This window comes from Limnohabitans sp., assembly GCF_040400975.1.
In the GTDB taxonomy this organism is placed as follows: Bacteria; Pseudomonadota; Gammaproteobacteria; order Burkholderiales; family Burkholderiaceae_C; genus Limnohabitans_A.
Genome location: NZ_JBBAPF010000026.1, coordinates 23,162 through 41,257, shown reverse-complemented (window position 1 = coordinate 41,257; position 18,096 = coordinate 23,162). Strand labels below are relative to the sequence as shown.

Annotated in this window: 19 protein-coding genes and 1 tRNA gene; 9 read left to right on the top strand and 11 right to left on the bottom strand. The window is 58.0% G+C overall.

Annotation, left to right across the window (positions count from 1 at the left end; all coding sequences use genetic code 11):
* The 7 genes from ABWQ00_RS13315 to uvrC all read right to left on the bottom strand — a co-directional run.
* The coding region (locus ABWQ00_RS13315) for a SurA N-terminal domain-containing protein (protein ID WP_353239157.1) at positions 1-204 on the bottom strand (204 nt) is incomplete at its 3' end.
* 61 nt (positions 205-265) lie between these two features.
* Positions 266-341, bottom strand: a tRNA-Val gene (locus tag ABWQ00_RS13310).
* A gap of 13 nt (positions 342-354) precedes the next feature.
* Positions 355-627 (bottom strand): HU family DNA-binding protein, encoded by a 273-nt coding sequence (locus ABWQ00_RS13305; RefSeq protein ID WP_019428312.1) that lies wholly within the window; start codon positions 625-627, stop codon positions 355-357.
* A 246-nt stretch (positions 628-873) separates the two neighbouring features.
* The gene (locus ABWQ00_RS13300; protein ID WP_353239156.1) at positions 874-1,959 is read right to left on the bottom strand and encodes a tartrate dehydrogenase; all 1,086 of its coding nucleotides are present in this window, start codon (positions 1,957-1,959) and stop codon (positions 874-876) included.
* Between the two features lie 55 nt (positions 1,960-2,014).
* Positions 2,015-2,935, bottom strand: a complete 921-nt coding sequence (locus ABWQ00_RS13295) for a DMT family transporter (protein ID WP_353239155.1) — start codon at positions 2,933-2,935, stop codon at positions 2,015-2,017.
* Positions 2,932-3,501: a CDP-diacylglycerol--glycerol-3-phosphate 3-phosphatidyltransferase gene (pgsA, locus tag ABWQ00_RS13290; RefSeq protein WP_353239154.1), complete on the bottom strand. Its 570-nt coding sequence runs from the start codon at positions 3,499-3,501 to the stop codon at positions 2,932-2,934. Before pgsA ends, ABWQ00_RS13295 begins: the two co-directional genes overlap by 4 nt.
* 52 nt (positions 3,502-3,553) lie before the next feature.
* Positions 3,554-5,485, bottom strand: coding sequence for an excinuclease ABC subunit UvrC (uvrC, locus tag ABWQ00_RS13285; RefSeq protein WP_353239153.1), 1,932 nt, complete (start codon positions 5,483-5,485; stop codon positions 3,554-3,556).
* Between uvrC and earP the strand changes: the two genes are divergently transcribed.
* From earP to bamC, 7 genes are all read left to right on the top strand, one after another.
* Entirely contained in the window at positions 5,484-6,626 is a 1,143-nt protein-coding gene (earP, locus tag ABWQ00_RS13280) for an elongation factor P maturation arginine rhamnosyltransferase EarP (RefSeq protein ID WP_353239152.1), read from the top strand. The genes uvrC and earP overlap by 2 nt on opposite strands.
* Positions 6,627-6,786: 160 nt before the next feature.
* On the top strand, positions 6,787-7,341 hold the full coding sequence (efp, locus tag ABWQ00_RS13275) for an elongation factor P (RefSeq protein ID WP_353239151.1): 555 nt from the start codon (positions 6,787-6,789) through the stop codon (positions 7,339-7,341).
* 88 nt (positions 7,342-7,429) lie between these two features.
* Positions 7,430-8,305: an LOG family protein gene (locus ABWQ00_RS13270; RefSeq protein WP_353239150.1), complete on the top strand. Its 876-nt coding sequence runs from the start codon at positions 7,430-7,432 to the stop codon at positions 8,303-8,305.
* A gap of 35 nt (positions 8,306-8,340) precedes the next feature.
* Positions 8,341-9,552: an MFS transporter gene (locus ABWQ00_RS13265; protein ID WP_353239149.1), complete on the top strand. Its 1,212-nt coding sequence runs from the start codon at positions 8,341-8,343 to the stop codon at positions 9,550-9,552.
* Positions 9,553-9,686: 134 nt separating this feature from the next.
* On the top strand, positions 9,687-10,232 hold the full coding sequence (locus ABWQ00_RS13260; RefSeq protein ID WP_353239148.1) for a class I SAM-dependent methyltransferase: 546 nt from the start codon (positions 9,687-9,689) through the stop codon (positions 10,230-10,232).
* Positions 10,233-10,356: 124 nt separating this feature from the next.
* Positions 10,357-11,253: a 4-hydroxy-tetrahydrodipicolinate synthase gene (gene dapA, locus ABWQ00_RS13255; RefSeq protein WP_353239147.1), complete on the top strand. Its 897-nt coding sequence runs from the start codon at positions 10,357-10,359 to the stop codon at positions 11,251-11,253.
* A 12-nt stretch (positions 11,254-11,265) separates the two neighbouring features.
* Positions 11,266-12,393: an NlpB/DapX family lipoprotein gene (gene bamC, locus ABWQ00_RS13250; protein WP_353239146.1), complete on the top strand. Its 1,128-nt coding sequence runs from the start codon at positions 11,266-11,268 to the stop codon at positions 12,391-12,393.
* Between the two features lie 80 nt (positions 12,394-12,473).
* Here the strand turns inward: bamC and ABWQ00_RS16330 are convergent, their stop codons facing one another.
* Entirely contained in the window at positions 12,474-12,707 is a 234-nt protein-coding gene (locus tag ABWQ00_RS16330) for a hypothetical protein (RefSeq protein ID WP_502908136.1), read from the bottom strand.
* A 193-nt stretch (positions 12,708-12,900) separates the two neighbouring features.
* A complete protein-coding gene (locus tag ABWQ00_RS13240) occupies positions 12,901-14,022 on the bottom strand; it encodes a JmjC domain-containing protein (protein ID WP_353239145.1) in 1,122 nt (373 codons plus the stop codon).
* Between the two features lie 85 nt (positions 14,023-14,107).
* On the opposite strand from ABWQ00_RS13240, the gene ABWQ00_RS13235 reads away from it, so the two are divergent.
* Positions 14,108-14,641, top strand: coding sequence for an FKBP-type peptidyl-prolyl cis-trans isomerase (locus tag ABWQ00_RS13235; protein WP_353239144.1), 534 nt, complete (start codon positions 14,108-14,110; stop codon positions 14,639-14,641).
* A gap of 27 nt (positions 14,642-14,668) precedes the next feature.
* Here ABWQ00_RS13235 and dut read toward each other — a convergent pair whose 3' ends face one another.
* The gene (gene dut, locus ABWQ00_RS13230; RefSeq protein ID WP_353239159.1) at positions 14,669-15,118 is read right to left on the bottom strand and encodes a dUTP diphosphatase; all 450 of its coding nucleotides are present in this window, start codon (positions 15,116-15,118) and stop codon (positions 14,669-14,671) included.
* A 2-nt stretch (positions 15,119-15,120) separates the two neighbouring features.
* Entirely contained in the window at positions 15,121-16,344 is a 1,224-nt protein-coding gene (coaBC, locus tag ABWQ00_RS13225) for a bifunctional phosphopantothenoylcysteine decarboxylase/phosphopantothenate--cysteine ligase CoaBC (RefSeq protein WP_353239143.1), read from the bottom strand.
* A gap of 77 nt (positions 16,345-16,421) precedes the next feature.
* Between coaBC and pyrG the strand changes: the two genes are divergently transcribed.
* A complete protein-coding gene (gene pyrG, locus ABWQ00_RS13220; RefSeq protein ID WP_353239142.1) occupies positions 16,422-18,068 on the top strand; it encodes a CTP synthase in 1,647 nt (548 codons plus the stop codon).
* Positions 18,069-18,096 lie beyond the last annotated feature (28 nt).

Here is an 18,096-nt window from a genome sequence, read left to right as displayed (position 1 = left end):
GGCACGGATTTTGTCCACCTCTTGTTGATGCATGGCATCCCATTGCTGCTGGGTAATTTCCAAGTCACCGATTTGGGCGACAACGGCGCCGCGATCATCCCGGTTGTTGTAGCCTTCAACACCAAATAAAACAAATGAAGGAATGATCAGCAGGACCAGCACGCCCATCAGGATCCTGGATTTGTTTCGAATGGCGTCAAACATATTCAAAGTCTCGGTTGATCAATAAAAAAGGCGAACCACGGGTTCGCCTTTGTTCATGAGGTGGTGGGTGCTGACGGTCTCGAACCGCCGACCTACTCCGTGTAAAGGAGCCGCTCTACCAACTGAGCTAAGCACCCCCTCAAATGTCTATCAGTTCAAAGCGTCCTTCAGACCCTTGCCTGGACGGAACTTTGGCACATTGGCTTTTTTGATTTTAATCGCAGCGCCAGTGCGTGGGTTGCGGCCTGTGCGTGCGGCACGCTTGCCCACTGCGAAGGTACCAAACCCCACCAAAGAAACCGTGCCGCCTTTTTTCAGGGTGGTACGGACAGCGCCCATCGTGGCTTCGAGTGCGCGACCAGCGGCAGCCTTGGACAAATCGGCATGCTTGGCGATGTGTTCGATCAATTCAGTTTTGTTCACAAAAAACCTCTGGATGTTAAGACCGTGCAACACGGCGTGGTTGTAAATGGCAACCTCCATGGAAAAACCATAACGGCGCACTTCACTTCAGCAACTGGTGCACCGAGTTCAAATTTCCACCTTGTGAGTGGATCATTGAATGGCAGGTGGACCAAATAAGGTGGGAATTCTAGCCTTGAAAATCAAGCCACGTATACGCTGTCGCAGTTTTTTTGATGCAAGAGAGCAACAGCGCTGGATGAAGACTCACAAAGCCTCACAAATCGCGCGCCCCACGTCAGAAGTGCTGGCTTGACCGCCCAAATCTGGGGTGCGGGGGGCATGCTGACCTGCCGCCAGAACTTTTTCAATGGCGCCTAAGACCGCGTCGTGGGCGGCCTTGTAACCCAGAAACTCCAGCATCATGGCGCCACACCAAATTTGTCCGATCGGGTTGGCCACCCCTTTGCCCGCGATGTCCGGGGCTGAACCATGCACAGGCTCAAACAAAGAGGGGAACTTGCGGTCGGGGTTGAGGTTGGCACTGGGCGCAATGCCAATGGTGCCCGTGCATGCAGGACCTAAATCACTCAAGATGTCACCGAACAAATTGCTGGCGACTACGACATCAAAAAAATCTGGTCGCTGAACAAAATGGGCGGTGAGGATGTCGATGTGGAATTTGTCGACACTCACACCCGGGTAGGCCTTGGCCATTTCAGCCACGCGCTCATCCCAATAGGGCATGGTGATGGCGATGCCGTTGGACTTGGTGGCGCTGGTCAAGTGTTGCTTGGGGCGCGACTGCGCCAATTCAAATGCAAATTTGAGTACTCGGTCGACACCGATGCGGGACATGACAGTCTCTTGCATCACGATTTCTCGCTCGGTACCGGGGAACATGCGTCCACCGATACTGGAGTACTCGCCCTCGGTGTTTTCACGCACGATGTACATGTCGATCTCGCCGGGTTGACGGGCGCTGCCATCGCGTCGCACCACGGGCGCGATGATGCCGGGCATCAAGCGGGCTGGGCGCAAATTGATGTACTGGTCAAACTCTCGGCGAAAGAGCAGCAATGAACCCCATAAAGAAACGTGGTCAGCAATCTTGTCGGGCCATCCAACTGCGCCAAAATAAAGCGCATCGTGGCCACCAATCTGGTCTTTCCAGTTGTCGGGCAGCATCTGTCCATGCTTTTCAAAATAGTCCCAGCTGGAAAAATCGAAATGGTCAAACTGCAAATCGATGCCGAACTTGCGAGCTGCAGTGTCCATCACGCGCAGGCCTTCAGGCATGACTTCTTTGCCAATGCCGTCCCCGGGAATCACGGCAATACGGTGTCGGGTCATGGGGTATTTCCTTTTTAAAAATACAGAGAATACAGACAAGTGAATGGCGATGCATTCACCGAGGTGACCGGACAACCAAGCCCACACCCAAGGCCGTGAGTGCCGTTCCCGCCAAGGTCATGGCGGTGATGCTTTCACCAAACAGCATCCAGGCCATCACCGCCGTGGTGGGCGGGACCAAATACAGCAAACTGGTCACCACCGCCGCTGCGCCGCGCTGGATCAAAATGTAAAAGAGTGAACTGCCCCCCAAAGTCAAGCCCAGAACCGACCATGCCAAGGCCCCAAGCAACTGATCATTCCAACGCATGGCCTCGGGCTCTAGCAGCGCCAGCGGCAGCGTGACCACCGCAGCCGCCATGAGCTGGACTGTGTTGGCACTGCGCACATCACAGGGTTGAACAAAACGTTTTTGGTAAAGCGTGCCCACCGTGATGGCCAGCAAAGCGCCCAGAGCGAACAGCATGTTGGCAGTCGTCACATGGTCCATGGGGCTGGGCATAGTGAGTTTGCGCCAGACCACCATCAACAAACCGACGAAACCCAGCAGCAATCCCAACCATTGACGAGACGTCACGGCAAGTGAGGCCCTGTCAGCCGCTGGGGCAGCTTTGGACATCCAGGACAACCAAACAGCCGTCAGCACCGGCTGAATACCGACCACCAGCGAAGAAAGTCCAGAGCCCATGCCCGCCTTGACGGCCGCCCAAACGCCACCCAAGTAAAAAGCGTGCACCAATATTCCAGTCACCGACAGGTGGAACCACTGCTGTCGCGTCTGGGGCCATGGCACTTTGGCCCACACAATCCAAGGCAAAAAGCAGGCCATAGAAAGGACATATCGCAGCAGTAAAAAGGAAAATGGCGGGGAGTGGGGCATGCCGTAGCGGGCCACGATGAAACCGGTGCTCCAGATCAGCACAAACACCAAGGGCATCGCTTTAACCCAAGCGCCCGAAGTGCCTGCGAGGGTCATTTCACGCGGGCTCGTATCTCAGGCAAGGCTTTTTGCATGTAATAAACCATGGACCAAATGGTCAGAATGGCCGCCAGCAGAATCAGTACCGCACCCCAATCGCGGGTATCCATGACACCGAACAACACCCCGTCATACAGTAAGAACGGAATGGCCACCATCTGCACCGTGGTTTTGAGCTTGCCCACCATGTGCACCGCCACGCTCTTGCCCGCGCCGATTTGGGCCATCCACTCGCGCAAAGAAGAAATGGCGATTTCGCGGCCAATGATGACCAAGGCGATCAGCACATGCACCCGGTTCATGTGCACCAAGATCAGCAAAGCCGCACAGACCAGAAACTTGTCGGCCACTGGGTCCAAAAAAGCCCCAAAGGCCGAGGTTTGGTTGAGCTTGCGGGCCAAAAACCCGTCCAGCCAGTCTGTCCAGGCAAACAAGACAAACATGACCGTGGCCATCAGGTTTTGCGTCTCGACCTTCAGGCTGTCCAGGTAATACACGCCAATGATCAATGGAATCGCGACGATGCGCGACCAAGTCATGAGCGTGGGAATCGTGAAAAACATGGCCTTGATTGTGGCACGCCCGGACTAAGGCCCGATGACAAAATTTCAAGCTTCAGTGCAAGGCGTTGTAAATGCTTTCGGCCAGCTCATAAGAGATGCCTTCCACCCCGGCCAAGTCTTCAACACTGGCCGCTTCGACCCCGCGCACGCCACCAAATCGCTGCAACAGCCGCGCCCGTTTGCGCGGCCCAATGCCCGGAATCTCTTCGATCTTGCTGCCGCCCATGCGCACCTTGGCGCGCTGCGCGCGCATGCCAGTGATGGCAAAACGGTGTGCCTCATCGCGAATTTGGGCCACCAACATCAGCGCGGCCGAGTCTTTGCCCAGGTAAACCTTCTCGCGGCCGTCGGCAAACACCAGCTCTTCCAGCCCCACCTTGCGCCCCTCTCCCTTTTCCACGCCCACGATGCGCGACAAGTCCAGCCCCAGGTCGCTGAAAACTTCGCGGGCCATGCTCACCTGCCCTTTGCCACCGTCGATCAGCACCAAGTCCGGCAGCCGTGCAGTTCCCTCACCCGAACGCAGAGCCTCGGCCAATTTGCCATAGCGGCGCATCAACACCTGGCGCATGGCCGCGTAATCGTCACCCGGCGTGATCCCCTCGATGTTGTAGCGGCGGTATTCGCTGCTTTGCATCTTGTGCTGACGAAACACCACACAAGAAGCTTGGGTGTTCTCACCCGCCGTGTGCGAAATGTCAAAACACTCCACATGCAAAGCGTCCAGATCATCCGGGGCCAGATCCAGCGCATCGGCCAGCGCACGCGTGCGGGCCTGTTGCGAGCCCTCCTCGGCCAGCAAGCGGGCCAGTTTAATGTCAGCGTTTTTCTCGCTCATCTCCAACCACACCCGACGCTGCTCGCGCGGGTTGTGCACAGCAGCGATTTGGTAACCCGCTTGTTGCGACAAGGCCGCCAGCAAGGTTTTTTCCACCGCCACGCTGGTGATCAGCGCAGCCGGCACCGGAATGCCGATGTAATGCTGCGCCAAAAAGGCTTCGAGCACCTGCTGCTCCACGGACACTTGGGGCTGTTCGTCATCATCCATGGCCTGCAAGGCATGGGCATCTTCCACATGCGCCGGAAAATAAGCCCGATCGCCCAAATGCCGCCCGCCGCGCACCATGGCCAGGTTCACGCAAGCGCGTCCGCCCTGCACCCGCACGGCGAGTATGTCCACATCGGTGTCGGTGCCGGTGTCCACCGACTGCTGGTGCAGCACCCGAGACAAAGCCGTCATTTGGTTGCGAACCTCGGCCGCTTGCTCAAAGGCCAAGCGCTCAGCGTGCGCCATCATCCGCGCCTCCATCTCTTGCAACAGCGCTTGGGTCTCGCCCTTCAAAAAACGCTCGGCATGCTGAACGTCGTCGGCATATGCCTCGGGTGTAATGAGGTTGACGCACGGGCCTGAGCACCGCTTGATCTGGTACAGCAGGCAAGGCCGGGTGCGGTTGGCAAACACCGTGTCTTCGCAAGTGCGCAGGCGAAACACCTTTTGCAGCAGCTGTATTGACTCCTTGACCGCCCAGGCACTGGGAAAGGGCCCGAAATAACGGTGCTTTTTTTCAACCGAACCCCGGTAATAGGCCACGCGGGGAAATGTTTGCGGCTCGGGTGCGCCCTTGACTGACTTCAAAAACAGCGTGCCGTCGCCCGTGAGCTTGAGGTAAGGGTAAGTCTTGTCGTCCCGAAACAAAATGTTGAAACGTGGACTCAGTGTCTTGATCAGGTTGTTTTCGAGCAGCAGCGCCTCGGCCTCGGAGCGCACCACCGTGGTCTCCATGCGAGCGATCTTGCTGACCATGTGGCCAATGCGCGTGCCGCCGTGGTCCTTCTGGAAATAGCTCGACACCCGCTTTTTGAGCTGCTTGGCCTTGCCCACGTAAAGCACGTTGCCCTGCGCATCGAAATAGCGGTAAACCCCCGGCAAGGCGGGCAGCGCGGCAACTTGTGCGAGCAGTGCTTCATCATAGGCTTTCGACATGGCGGCTATTGTCTGTGAAAACAGCAGCGACAATCGCCGCATGCAAACTGGCCAACTCTGGGACATCTTCTGCACCGTCATCGACAACCACGGTGACCTGGGCGTTTGCTGGCGGCTGTCGCGCCAGTTGCGTGATGCAGGCCAGCGCGTGCGCCTTTGGGTGGACGATGCCTCGGCCCTCGCCTGGATGGCGCCCACCGCCCACAAGGAGCCAGGCATCGACATACGCCCGTGGGCCGATGCCAGCCAAACCGGTAGCTTGCAAACCATGCCTGCGGCAGATGTGTGGGTCGAAGCCTTTGGCTGCACACTTCCTGAAGCGTTTGTGGCCCACTTTGTTGCGCGTACCGTCGCCTCGCGCAGACAGCAACCCCACTGGATCAACCTCGAATACCTGAGCGCCGAAGACTGGGTGCCCCGCATGCACGGCCTGCCCTCGCCCGTGATGAGCGGCCCGGCCAAGGGCTGGACCAAAACATTCCTTTACCCTGGCTTCACCCACGACACCGGCGGCCTGCTGCGCGAAAACGACTTGCTGGAACGGCAACAGCAATTGAACCGCACCAGTTGGCGCCAAAAACACGCCCCGAACCTGGCCCCTGGCGGCCTGCTGATCAGCCTGTTCTGCTACGAACCCGCCGCCCTGCCCCTGCTGCTGACGGATTTGGTGGGCACCCCCCACCACCTGCTGGTCACACCCGGCCGCCCGCTGGCGGCGGTTCAACAAGCGCTGGCCCACATGCCCGTTCACCCCAGTTGGAGCGCCCTGCCCTACACCGAGCAAAACGGCTTCGACGAGATGCTCTGGGCCTGCGACCTCAACTTTGTGCGCGGCGAAGACTCGCTGGTTCGGGCGCTCTGGGCAGGGCAACCCTTCATCTGGCACATCTATCCCCAGGACGACAACGCGCACCACGCCAAGCTGGAGGCGTTTTTAGATTGGATGCAAGCGCCACAGGACCTGAGTGCCGCGCACCGGATCTGGAACGGACTTGCTCAGGGCGAATGGCCTGTGCCCAGTGCAAGCAGCCTGAGCAGCTGGAACCGAACTGTTCAAGCCGCACGCGAGAGACTGCTTGGACAAAGACCCCTGACCAGCCAGTTGATCGAGATGGCCTCAGGACCCACACCCATCCAATGACTTGTGGGCTTTGTGCGGCATTGCGCTGGGCGCTCTGGCCCATGGACTGACGGCGCGGGATTGACTGCAGAACCCGCTTCCAGACCCAAACCGGGCCCTCGCAGGTTAGAATAGCGGGCTTGGCTGCAAGCCACCCCCTTTCATTTCAGACTCAATTCCTATGAAAACCGCTCAAGAAATCCGCGTCGGCAACGTCATCATGCACGGCAAAGACCCCATGGTCGTCCTGCGTACCGAATACCAGCGTGGCGGTCGTGGCACCTCCACCGTGCGCATGAAGCTCAAAAGCCTGATCGCCAACTTCGGCACCGAAGTGGTTTTCCGCGCCGATGACAAGATGGACCAGGTCATTTTGGACAAAAAAGAGTGCACCTACTCTTACTTCGCTGACCCCATGTACGTCTGCATGGACACCGATTTCAACCAGTACGAAGTCGAAGCCACCAACATGGGCGACGCCCTGAACTACCTCGAAGACGGCATGGAACTCGAAGTGGTGTTCTACAACGAGAAAGCCATCTCGGTTGAGTTGCCCACCAGCGTGGTGCGCGAGATCACTTGGACTGAGCCCGCCGTCAAAGGCGACACCTCCGGCAAAGTGCTCAAGCCTGCCAAGATCGCCACCGGCATGGAAGTGCCCGTGCCTTTGTTCGTGAGCCAGGGCGACAAGATCGAAATCGACACCCGCACTGGCGAATACCGCAAGCGCGTCTGATCTTCCGATCAAGCCCTCCGTGAAAGCCCCGCAAGGGGCTTTTTTCATGGGCGTTTGCGTGTACTGCGGCCGATGCACAATCAGATCCATGCAAAGCACTCAAAACCTCAAAGAACCCTCTCTCCCTCATGCTTGGGCCGACTTGCAGGCTGAGGGCAAAAGCAGCGACTGGCTGGAGCCCGAGGCGCACCGCCTGGCCTTTGCCGACCCCGAGTTTTTGCTGCGCCGCGAAACCCGGGGCATCCGCTTTCAGCTTGAAATGCTCAAACCCGACCTGGCCCAAGCCGAAGCGGGCATCGAGCACACGGTGGTGGTGTTTGGCAGTGCCCGATTTGTCGATCGTGCTGCCGCCCAAGCCCAACTGCAGATCGCACAGCAAAGCGGCCAAGCGCAAGACATCGCCAAAGCCCAGGCCCAGGTGCGCAACGCGGAACACTATGAAAACGCCCGTGTATTTGCGCATTTGGTGGCGCAGTCATGCTCTTGTCTGCCCAAGGCGGAACAACTTTTCATTTGCACAGGCGGCGGCCCCGGCATCATGGAAGCGGCCAACCGGGGCGCACAAGAGGCCGGCGCACCCTCGGTGGCACTCAACATCGCCCTGCCCCATGAGCAAAACCCCAACCCTTACGTCACGCCCGAACTGAGCTTCAAGTTCCACTACTTTGCCCTGCGAAAAATGCATTTCATGATGCGGGCCAAAGCTTTGGTAGCCTTTCCCGGGGGATTTGGCACGCTGGACGAATTGTTTGAAGTCATGACCTTGGTGCAAACCCGCAAAGCCAGCCCAGTGCCCATCTTGTTGTTTGGCACGGCGTTCTGGAAAAGCCTGGTCAACATGGATGTGCTGATCGAAGAAGGCACGATCTCGCCAAGTGACCTGCATTTATTCCATTACGTAGACACCCCCGAAGCCGCATGGCAGGCCATCTGTGACTTCTATCAACTGAGCGTTCCGAAGTGACACCCGTTCTTTGCAGTATTGGTTAAAGTCTCACGATGCAACACAAACCCCTTTCATTGACTCAAGTGCTGCTCTGCGGCGCCGCCATTGTCACTTTGTCCATGGGCATTCGCCACGGCTTTGGCCTGTGGTTGCAGCCCATTACCCAGGCCCAAGGCTGGGGGCGTCAAGAATTTGGCTTTGCCATGGCCATTCAAAACCTGTCTTGGGGCTTCATGGGCATTTTTGCAGGCATGGTGGCCGACAAGTTCGGTGCCTTCAGGGTGATTGCATTGGGTGCCGTGATTTACAGCGTGGGTCTTTTGGGCATGGCTTGGGCCACAGACCCTTGGGTTTTCGCCTTGTTCACCGGCGTGATCATTGGCACAGCCCAAGCGGGCACCACCTATGCCGTGATTTATGGCGTCATTGGCCGCAACGTACCCACCGAGCGGCGTTCTTGGGCCATGGGCGTAGCGGCGGCAGCCGGCAGTTTTGGCCAATTTTTAATGGTCCCTGTCGAAGGCTTGCTCATCAGCCAAGCCGGCTGGCAAACTGCTTTGGTGATTTTGGCAGCAGCGACCTTGCTGATCGTGCCACTTGCATGGGGTCTGCGCGAGCCAGCCCTGAGCGCCCCGGGCCAAATCCAGCGTGACCAGACTATTGGCCAAGCGCTGAAAGAAGCCTTCAAATACCCCAGCTTTCAGTTGTTGATGGCGGGTTATTTTGTTTGTGGTTTCCAAGTCGTTTTTATTGGCGTGCACATGCCCAGCTATTTGAAAGACCATGGCCTTGCCCCCCAAGTGGCCAGTTACGCTCTGGCGCTGATTGGCCTGTTCAATGTCTTTGGCACCTACATTGCGGGCAGTTTGGGGCAAAAAATGGCCAAGAAAAACATCTTGGCTTTTATTTATGCCGCCCGCTCAGTGGCCATCGTTTTGTTCTTGCTGGCCCCACTCACCCCCACCAGCGTTTATCTTTTCTCGGCGGTGATGGGTTTGTTGTGGCTCTCCACCATACCGCCCACCAATGCTGCAGTAGCTCAAATTTTTGGGGTCGCCCACTTGTCCATGCTCAGCGGCTTCATCTTCTTCAGCCACCAAACTGGCTCTTTCATGGGGGTTTGGTTGGGCGGCTATCTGTATGACAAGACTGGAAGCTACAACATCGTTTGGTATTTGGCGATCGCCTTGGGTATTTTTGCAGCCTTGGTGAACCTGCCCGTGCGCGAGAGTCCCATTGCGCGAAAAGCGCCTTTGCCAGCATGAGCAAGCGGCAGACCCTTCTCGGGCTTGGGGCATTGGCTTTGGGTCTGTGTTTTTGGCTTTATAGCCAACCCGATGTGGTCATCATGCTGTCCGAACAGCTGTGGTCCTGTTTTTAACTTCAAGCACCCAACAGCATGCACGGCACCGAAAAACCCTCGGCTTGGCTACAACGCTGGGCCCATCTGATTCCTCCCCACAGCACCATTCTCGACGTGGCATGCGGCGCTGGCCGCCACATGCGCTGGCTGGCAGAGCAAGGTCACACCGTCCACGGCGTAGACCGCAATCCAGAAGCCCTGGCTTTGGCCCAAGTGCATGGCACAGTCACCTGTGCCGACATTGAACACGGACCTTGGCCCTTTATAGGACAAACTTTTGGCGCCATCGTTGTGACCCATTACCTTTGGCGCCCTTTGCTGCCTATCATTGTGCAAAGCCTCGCACCGGGTGGCGTCTTGGTGTACGAAACTTTTGCGGCAGGCAACGAAACGGTAGGCAAACCCTCTAGGCCAGATTTTTTGCTACAGCCTGGTGAGCTGTTGAGCGCCACGGCAGGTTTACGCACCGTGGCCTATGAGGATGGTTTTGAGCCATCGCCCGATCGATTTGTTCAACGCATCGTGGCCGTACTTCCAGCCTCACTGACCGACAGCACCCGCTGGCTCCTCAGCCTTCCTTGAAAAGTCGGCTTCAAAGGGCTTTGCAAGTCTAGCCCCGCGACCCCAAGCCCGGGGCATCTCATCCAGAATCCTGGTCCTGTGCACTCGTTAGAATGGGTTCTTTTCCTGATCAGAAACGCCTGACATGACCACCGACTTCCGCCCCATCCATGGCAGCATTCCTGCCTTGATCACCCCCATGCTCGATGACGGCCAAGTGGACTACGCCACTTTGCGCAAACTGATCGATTGGCACATCGCAGAAGGCACAGACGCCATCGTGGTTGTAGGAACCTCGGGCGAATCCCCCACGGTCACGGTGGAAGAACACTGTGAAATCATCCGAGTTTCGGTCGAGCAGGCCGCCAAACGCATCCCCATCATTGCCGGCTGCGGTGCGAACTCCACAGCAGAAGCCATCGAGTTGGCCAAGTTTGCCCAGAAAGTCGGTGCCGACGCGCAGCTGCAAGTGGTGCCCTATTACAACAAGCCGACCCAAGAAGGCTTGTACCAACACTTCAAGGCGATTGCCGAAGCTGTACCCGGCTTGCCTGTGATCCTTTACAACGTGCCTGGTCGCACCGTCGCCGATCTGCAGCATGACACCGTCCTTCGCCTCGCACAGGTGCCCGGCATCATTGGCATCAAAGAAGCCACCAGCAACATTGAACGCGCACAGTGGCTGATCCGTGATGTTCCCAAACACTTTGCTGTTTTTTCGGGCGACGATGCCACCGCGGTAGCGCTGATGCTCTGTGGCGGCGCTGGCAATATCAGCGTGACCGCCAACGTGGCGCCGCGTCTGATGCACGAGCTGTGCGTCGCAGCCACCCAAGGCAAGGTCCAAGAGGCCATGCGTATCCAATTTCAGCTTCTGCCCGTGCATAAAAACCTGTTTGTTGAAGCCAACCCCATACCGGTCAAATGGGCCATGCAACGCATGGGGCTGTGCGGCCCCAAGCTGCGACTGCCCATGACCGTTTTGTCTGAATCCCAACAACCTCTGGTTGAAGCGGCCCTCAAAGCCAGCAGACTGATCTGATACACCCCAAGGATGTTTGTGAACAACGCCACCATCGCCTCATTGGCCCAATTCCCCTTTCTGCGCACGGTCACCGTATTGACCATCACAGCAGCTCTCAGCGCCTGCTCGGTCTTGAAGGAAGACAAGATCGACTACAAAAGTGCCGTAAAAGCACCTACCTTGGAGATACCACCCGACCTGACACAACTGCGCAGAGAGTCCCGTTTTGCTTTTGAAAGCACCTCGGCCACAGCAGCAGGCTTTCAAGGCGCCAGCACCCGAGTAGCCGATGCCGGAACAGCTTCCAACGCCGTGGGCAAAGTCAAAATGGAGCGCCAAGGCGACCAACGCTGGCTGGTAGCGGCCATACCCGCAGACCAGGTTTGGACCGCATTGCGCGAATTTTGGACGGCCAACGGTTTTCCTTTGACCACCGACTCCCCTGAGCTGGGCATCATGGAGACCGACTGGGCCGAAAACAGGGCCAAGTTGCCGCAGGACTTCATTCGCAAAACCTTGGGCAGGGTGCTCGACTCGCTCTACTCCACAGGCGAGCGCGACAAATACAGAACACGCGTTGAGCGCAATGCCAAAGGCGAGGTCGAGATTTTCATCACCCACCGCGGCATGGTAGAAAACTATGCCACTGCGCAAAAAGACCGCACGATTTGGCAAGCCAGGCCCAGCGACCCCGAACTGGAAATTGAGTTCTTGCGTCGGTTGATGGTCAAACTGGGAACATCCCCCCAAGAAGCCAGTACTGCAGCCGCAGCAACGCCCAAGGGCGCAGCAGGAACGCCAGTGAGCATGATCGATGGTCAACCTACCATCAGCCTGAACGAGGCACTCGACCGTGCATGGCGCCGTACAGGCGTTGCCCTCGACCGAAGTGGATTCACCGTCGAAGACCGCGACATGGCTGCTGGACGCTACTTTGTGCGCTACGTTGCGCCACAAAGCGGCAAACAGGAAACCGGCTTTATCTCCAGACTCTTCACCAGCAAAAAAGAGCAAAGTGTCTTGGCCAAGTACACGATCAGCCTGAGCGCCTCGGCCACTGGTCAAACACTGATCCGTGTGCTGAATGCCAGCGGTCAGCCAGAGCAATCCGGCGAGGCCGATCGCATCCTCAAATTGCTGGCGACGGAACTGCGCTGAAATCGCTTCAACCAACAAAAAACCCCGCAATGCGGGGTTTTTTGTTGGCCACCCCGGTTTGCACCGGGGAGGTGAGCGCTTTACTTGGCGGCTGGAGCAGCTGGGGCAGCCGCAGGAGCGGCAGCAGGTGCACCGGCTGCAGGAGCGGCGGCTGGCGCTGCAGCAGGAGCAGCATCAGCAGGAGCTGGAGCTGCAACAGGTGCTGGAGCAGCAGCAGGCGCAGGGGCGGCTGGAGCAGCGGCTTCTTCTTTTTTACCGCAAGCAGACAAAGCAGCAGCAGCGATGATGGCGGTCAGAACGAGGGACTTGTTCATTTTGATTTTCCTAATGTGAGAATGAGAAAACAATTTCCGGAAATTGCTCGGATGGCGGGGATGCCATCCAAACCAGGTCAAAAGCACTCGAGCTCTTTTTACCCAGCCGCAGATTATAGCGTTTTCCCTAATTTATGCAGGGCTATGCTCGACAAGGCCAAAAGGGACGAAAGTCAACGGCAAATGCCAGGTGTCAGCGTGCACGCAACCAACCCTCGGAAGCCCAATCGAGCAATGCCTCCTGTGCATCCGCACTCAATTTTTTGACTTGAGCACCCGAAATGCAGCGATCGTCGGCCAAAATTCGCAAAACACCCGCATCTTTCCCGCCGACTTTGAAAGACTCGCCATTGATGAAGACATGCTGATCGTCGTACATCATTTTGGTGCGCCGATCGAGTTGCACACCGCCAGACATATCGGCCGCCACATCTGTGCTCTCAAACCAGATCTGAGCTTTGGGCTCAGTCAGCGACTCGCCCAGCAAACTGTCTAACAAACGCGGGTTTTGAAGCGCTTTATCGATCACTTGCCGTGCGAAGCATGCCAAAGACGGTGGAATAGCAGCGGCATTCACCACGGCCAATTGTTTGGGGTCACGGTAAAGCGTATGACCCAAACCTTCAAAGGCCTCATCGGCCAGACCGAGCAGTAACTCTCGAGCCAATTCGCCCTCTTGTGGTGCCCGAAAGCCGATCGACCAGGTCATGCACTCCCCCTCGGCCACACCCTCGTGCGCATATTTAGGCGGCAGGTACAGCATGTCGCCAGGGTTGAGCACGAACTCCTCTTCGGCTTCAAAGTTTTGCAATATCTTGAGCGGCACGCCCGGCTGCAGACTCAGGTCTTTGTTGCGGCCAATGCGCCAGCGGCGCTGGCCATGGGCTTGCAACAAAAACACGTCATAACTGTCAAAGTGGGGCCCCACGCCGCCGCCGTCGGTCGCATAACTGACCATCACATCGTCCAATCTGGCATCGGGCACAAACCGAAACTGTTGCAACAAAGCGTGCACGCCGTCGTCGTGCAAATCGACCCCTTGTACCAAAAAGGTCCACTTCTTTTGGCTAAAAGGCGGCAAGCTGCGCTTGGAAAATGGTCCGTGTTTCATCTTCCAGCCCTTGGGCGAATCCACGATCAAACGAGATTCCACACCCTCTTGCCCCGCCAGAGCCACCAAGTCGGCACGGCCCACGCAGGGCACAAAACCCGGGATAGCCTGGCGCACCACTAAAGGTTTTTTTTGCCAATGGCGCTTCATGAATTGACTGGGGCTCAGGCCGCCAAGGAGGGTCAGTGGTTTTTCTATGTTCATCGTGGATCCCGTGGCAAGTGCCAAAATGACCTCGCTCAAAGACAAGGCGAGCAAAAACAAGCTTCCAAACTGCGACAATTGTCGTATGGAAATCAAGACACCTTCTGTGGTCGCACTGACCTGGACACTCAAAGACACGCTGGGCGAAGTTCTGGACACCTTGGACGAGCCCGTTGAATTTTTCATCGGCGGCCAAGACCTGTTGCCCAAGATCGAGGAAGCCCTGCAAGGCCACGAACGCGGTGCAAAGGTCGACCTGCACCTGGAACCCGAAGATGCCTTTGGCGACTTCGATGAAAACCTGCTGTTTCTGGAGCCACTGGCCCTCTTTCCCGAGGGCTTGGAGCCCGGCCTCACGATCGAAGGCACGGCCCTGCCCAAAGGCTGCCACCCCGACGCACCACGCAACGTGCTCTACACCGTCACCGAAATCTACCCCGAGCATGTGGTGCTCGACGGCAACCACCCGCTGTCGGGCATTGCGCTGCGCTTGCACCTGAAAGTCGAATCGGTGCGCGAGCCGACTGAGGCCGAAGTCGGCAGCGGCAGCTGCGGCACGGGATTTTTCAAAATCGAGGTGAGGGATGAAGGCATGCCCAGTGGGTCTACCCTGCACTGACCTCTTTCACAGCGCCTTGACCGGCGCTTATTTTTTGCCTGTCGAGCCGTAACCACCTTCACCGCGTTCGGTGGCCGCATCGAACTCGGTCACCACTCGGAATTTGGCCTGCACCACCGGGACGATGACCATTTGCGCGATACGCTCCAAAGGCTCGATGGTGAACGCCACTTCGCTGCGGTTCCAGCAGCTGACCATGAGCTGGCCTTGGTAATCGCTGTCGATCAAACCGACCAAATTGCCCAAGACAATCCCATGCTTGTGGCCCAAGCCAGAGCGTGGCAGCAACATGGCCGCGTAGCCTGGGTCCTTGAGGTGAATGGCCATGCCTGTAGGCACCAGCTGCCAGGCGTTGGGCAGCAAGGTCAATGGCGCGTCCAGACAAGCACGCAGGTCAAGGCCCGCACTGCCGGACGTGGCATAGGCAGGCAATTGCGCGGCCATGCGCGGATCGAGTATCTTGACGTCGATGTCCATGGTCATGTTGGTGCTCCGCCCAGACGCTGGGCTATGTCTTCAATGAGTTGAATGGCCAGCACCTGCTTGCTGGCGTGCGGCAATTCGCGGGCACCGTGGGCGTCCACCAAGAGCAAGGCGTTGTCGTCTTGCCCGAAGGTCGCTGGACCGATGTTGCCCACCAGCAGGGGCACCTGTTTGCGCTCGCGCTTGGCCGTTGCATGGGTCAAAAGGTCATGGCTTTCTGCGGCAAAGCCGACGCAAAACAATTTGCCCTGTTGTGCCGCAGCCGACTGGGCCACGGCGGCCAAAATGTCTGGGTTTTCAACAAAGGTCAGCTCAGGCGACTGGCCTGACCCGTCTTTTTTGATTTTTTGGTCGGCCGAGTTGGCGGGTCGCCAGTCGGCCACCGCCGCCGTGGCCACAAATACGCCTTGGCTGGGCAGATGCGCCTGGACGGCTAGCAGCATATCGCGGGCAGACCGCACATTGACACGCTTCACGCCCAGTGGCGTGGCCAGGCTCACCGGTCCAGCAATCAAGGTCACTTGCGCCCCCGCCATGCGGGCCGCACGGGCGATGGCGAAGCCCATCTTGCCACTCGACAAGTTGGTGATGCCGCGCACCGGATCAATGGCTTCGTAAGTGGGGCCTGCTGTGACCAGCAACGATTTGCCCGCCAGCACTTTGGGTGCGAAAAACGCTTCAAGCTCTTCCAGAATGTCTTCGGCTTCCAGCATGCGCCCGTCACCCGTTTCACCACAAGCCTGATCGCCCTGCCCCACGTCGAGCACGTGCACGCCGTCTGCCTTGAGTTGCGCCACATTGCGCTGGGTGGCTGGGTTGGACCACATTTCCCGGTTCATGGCCGGGGCCACAATCAATGGCACTTGGTCGATGGGCCGTGCCAGGCACATGAGGCTGAGCAACTCATCGGCACCGCCGTGGAGCAATTTGGACATGAAATCAGCACTGGCCGGGGCCACCACAATGGCATCGGCTTCGCGGCTCAGGTTGATGTGCGCCATGTTGTTGGCCTCGCGCGGATCCCACTGCGAGGTGTAAACAGGCCGACCCGACAGGGCTTGCATGGTCACGGCCGTCATGAAGTGCTCGGCCGCCTCGGTCATCACGACCTGGACCGTGACGCCCGCCTTGACCAAGGCGCGGCAGAGTTCAGCCGACTTGAAGGCCGCGATGCCGCCGGACAAGCCCAGAACGATGTGTTTACCAGCCAATGTGCTCATGGCTGGGGAATGTAGCAGAGTGACTGTCTATAATCACGATTTCCACCTACCGGGGGCTGTTGGCCCCCGTCTTGGACATGACCAAATTCGTCTTCGTCACCGGCGGTGTGGTGTCTTCCCTGGGCAAGGGAATCGCCTCCGCATCGCTCGCCGCTCTCCTTGAATCGCGCGGTCTGTCTGTCACCCTCATCAAACTCGACCCCTACCTGAATGTGGACCCTGGCACCATGTCGCCGATCCAGCATGGCGAGGTGTTTGTGACCGACGACGGCGCAGAAACCGACCTGGACCTGGGCCACTACGAACGCTTCATCAACACACGGATGAAGAAGGCCAACAATTTCACCACCGGCCAAATCTACAAAAGCGTGCTCGAAAAAGAGCGCCGTGGCGACTACCTGGGCAAAACCGTGCAGGTCATCCCCCACGTCACCAATGAAATCCAGGACTTCGTCAAGCGCGGAGCGGGCTACGGCACGCCCGAAGCGGTCGATGTGGCCATCGTCGAGATCGGCGGCACCGTGGGCGACATTGAATCGCTGCCCTTTCTTGAGGCCGTTCGACAACTCAGTTTGCGCTTGGGGCCGAACAACGCGGCCTTTGTTCATTTGACCTACGTGCCATGGATTGCGGCTGCCGGCGAGCTGAAAACCAAGCCCACCCAACACACGGTGCAAAAACTGCGCGAAATCGGCATCCAGCCCGATGCGCTGCTGTGCCGCGCCGACCGCTTTATTCCGGACGATGAGCGCGACAAAATCTCGCTGTTCACCAACGTGCAAAGTTGGGGCGTGATCTCCATGCCCGATGTGGACACCATTTACAAAGTGCCCCGCGTGCTGCACGAACAGGGCCTCGATGGCCTCATCTGCGACAAGCTTCGCTTGAACACCCAACCTGCCAACCTCAAGCGCTGGGATGACTTGGTTCACGACACAGAACACCCCAAAGGTGAAGTCACGATCGCCATGGTGGGCAAATACGTCGAATTGTCGGACAGCTACAAATCGGTCAACGAAGCGCTGCGCCATGCGGGCATGCGCAACCATGTGCGCGTCAAGATCGAACACATCGACTCCGAAACCATCACCCCCGAGACTGTGGCCAGCTTGACCCACTTCGACGGCGTGCTGGTGCCCGGCGGCTTTGGCAAGCGCGGTGTCGAAGGCAAAATTGCAACCGCGCAATTCGCCAGGACCCACAAAGTGCCCTACCTCGGCATCTGCCTGGGCATGCAAGTGGCCACCATCGAATATGCGCGCCATATGGCGGGCATGAAGGACGCCAACAGCACCGAGTTCGAACCCGAGACGCCCTTCCCAGTGATCGCCTTGATCAACGAGTGGAAAGACGCCGACGGCTCCATCCAAGTGCGTGATGCGAACTCGGACCTGGGCGGCACCATGCGTCTGGGCGCGCAAAGCTCCGACGTGGCCAAGGGCACCTTGGCCCACCAGATTTATGGTGACGTGGTCACCGAGCGCCACCGCCACCGGTATGAGGCCAACGTGAATTATCTGGACGCCCTGCGCAAGGCCGGTCTGGTGATCTCGGCGCTGACCCAGCGCGAGCAACTGACCGAAATCGTTGAGCTGCCACAAACCGTGCACCCTTGGTATGTGGGGGTGCAGTTCCACCCCGAATTCAAATCCACGCCATGGGATGGCCACCCGCTGTTCAATGCCTTTGTCAAGGCGGCCATTGAGAAAAAGGCCAAGGCCTGATTCCACAGCACCATTCGACAGGACACCC

What these genes read in the sequence shown, in the direction of transcription:
- ABWQ00_RS13300 (WP_353239156.1), bottom strand. Translation starts at nt 1,959, where the DNA reads ATGACCCGACACCGTATTGCCGTGATTCCCGGGGACGGCATTGGCAAA.
- ABWQ00_RS13295 (WP_353239155.1), bottom strand. Translation starts at nt 2,935, where the DNA reads ATGACCCTCGCAGGCACTTCGGGCGCTTGGGTTAAAGCGATGCCCTTG.
- pgsA (WP_353239154.1), bottom strand. Translation starts at nt 3,501, where the DNA reads ATGTTTTTCACGATTCCCACGCTCATGACTTGGTCGCGCATCGTCGCG.
- earP (WP_353239152.1), top strand. Translation starts at nt 5,484, where the DNA reads ATGGCGGCTATTGTCTGTGAAAACAGCAGCGACAATCGCCGCATGCAA.
- uvrC (WP_353239153.1), bottom strand. Translation starts at nt 5,485, where the DNA reads ATGTCGAAAGCCTATGATGAAGCACTGCTCGCACAAGTTGCCGCGCTG.
- efp (WP_353239151.1), top strand. Translation starts at nt 6,787, where the DNA reads ATGAAAACCGCTCAAGAAATCCGCGTCGGCAACGTCATCATGCACGGC.
- ABWQ00_RS13270 (WP_353239150.1), top strand. Translation starts at nt 7,430, where the DNA reads ATGCAAAGCACTCAAAACCTCAAAGAACCCTCTCTCCCTCATGCTTGG.
- ABWQ00_RS13265 (WP_353239149.1), top strand. Translation starts at nt 8,341, where the DNA reads ATGCAACACAAACCCCTTTCATTGACTCAAGTGCTGCTCTGCGGCGCC.
- ABWQ00_RS13260 (WP_353239148.1), top strand. Translation starts at nt 9,687, where the DNA reads ATGCACGGCACCGAAAAACCCTCGGCTTGGCTACAACGCTGGGCCCAT.
- dapA (WP_353239147.1), top strand. Translation starts at nt 10,357, where the DNA reads ATGACCACCGACTTCCGCCCCATCCATGGCAGCATTCCTGCCTTGATC.
- bamC (WP_353239146.1), top strand. Translation starts at nt 11,266, where the DNA reads ATGTTTGTGAACAACGCCACCATCGCCTCATTGGCCCAATTCCCCTTT.
- ABWQ00_RS16330 (WP_502908136.1), bottom strand. Translation starts at nt 12,707, where the DNA reads ATGAACAAGTCCCTCGTTCTGACCGCCATCATCGCTGCTGCTGCTTTG.
- ABWQ00_RS13240 (WP_353239145.1), bottom strand. Translation starts at nt 14,022, where the DNA reads ATGAACATAGAAAAACCACTGACCCTCCTTGGCGGCCTGAGCCCCAGT.
- ABWQ00_RS13235 (WP_353239144.1), top strand. Translation starts at nt 14,108, where the DNA reads ATGGAAATCAAGACACCTTCTGTGGTCGCACTGACCTGGACACTCAAA.
- dut (WP_353239159.1), bottom strand. Translation starts at nt 15,118, where the DNA reads ATGGACATCGACGTCAAGATACTCGATCCGCGCATGGCCGCGCAATTG.
- coaBC (WP_353239143.1), bottom strand. Translation starts at nt 16,344, where the DNA reads ATGAGCACATTGGCTGGTAAACACATCGTTCTGGGCTTGTCCGGCGGC.
- pyrG (WP_353239142.1), top strand. Translation starts at nt 16,422, where the DNA reads ATGACCAAATTCGTCTTCGTCACCGGCGGTGTGGTGTCTTCCCTGGGC.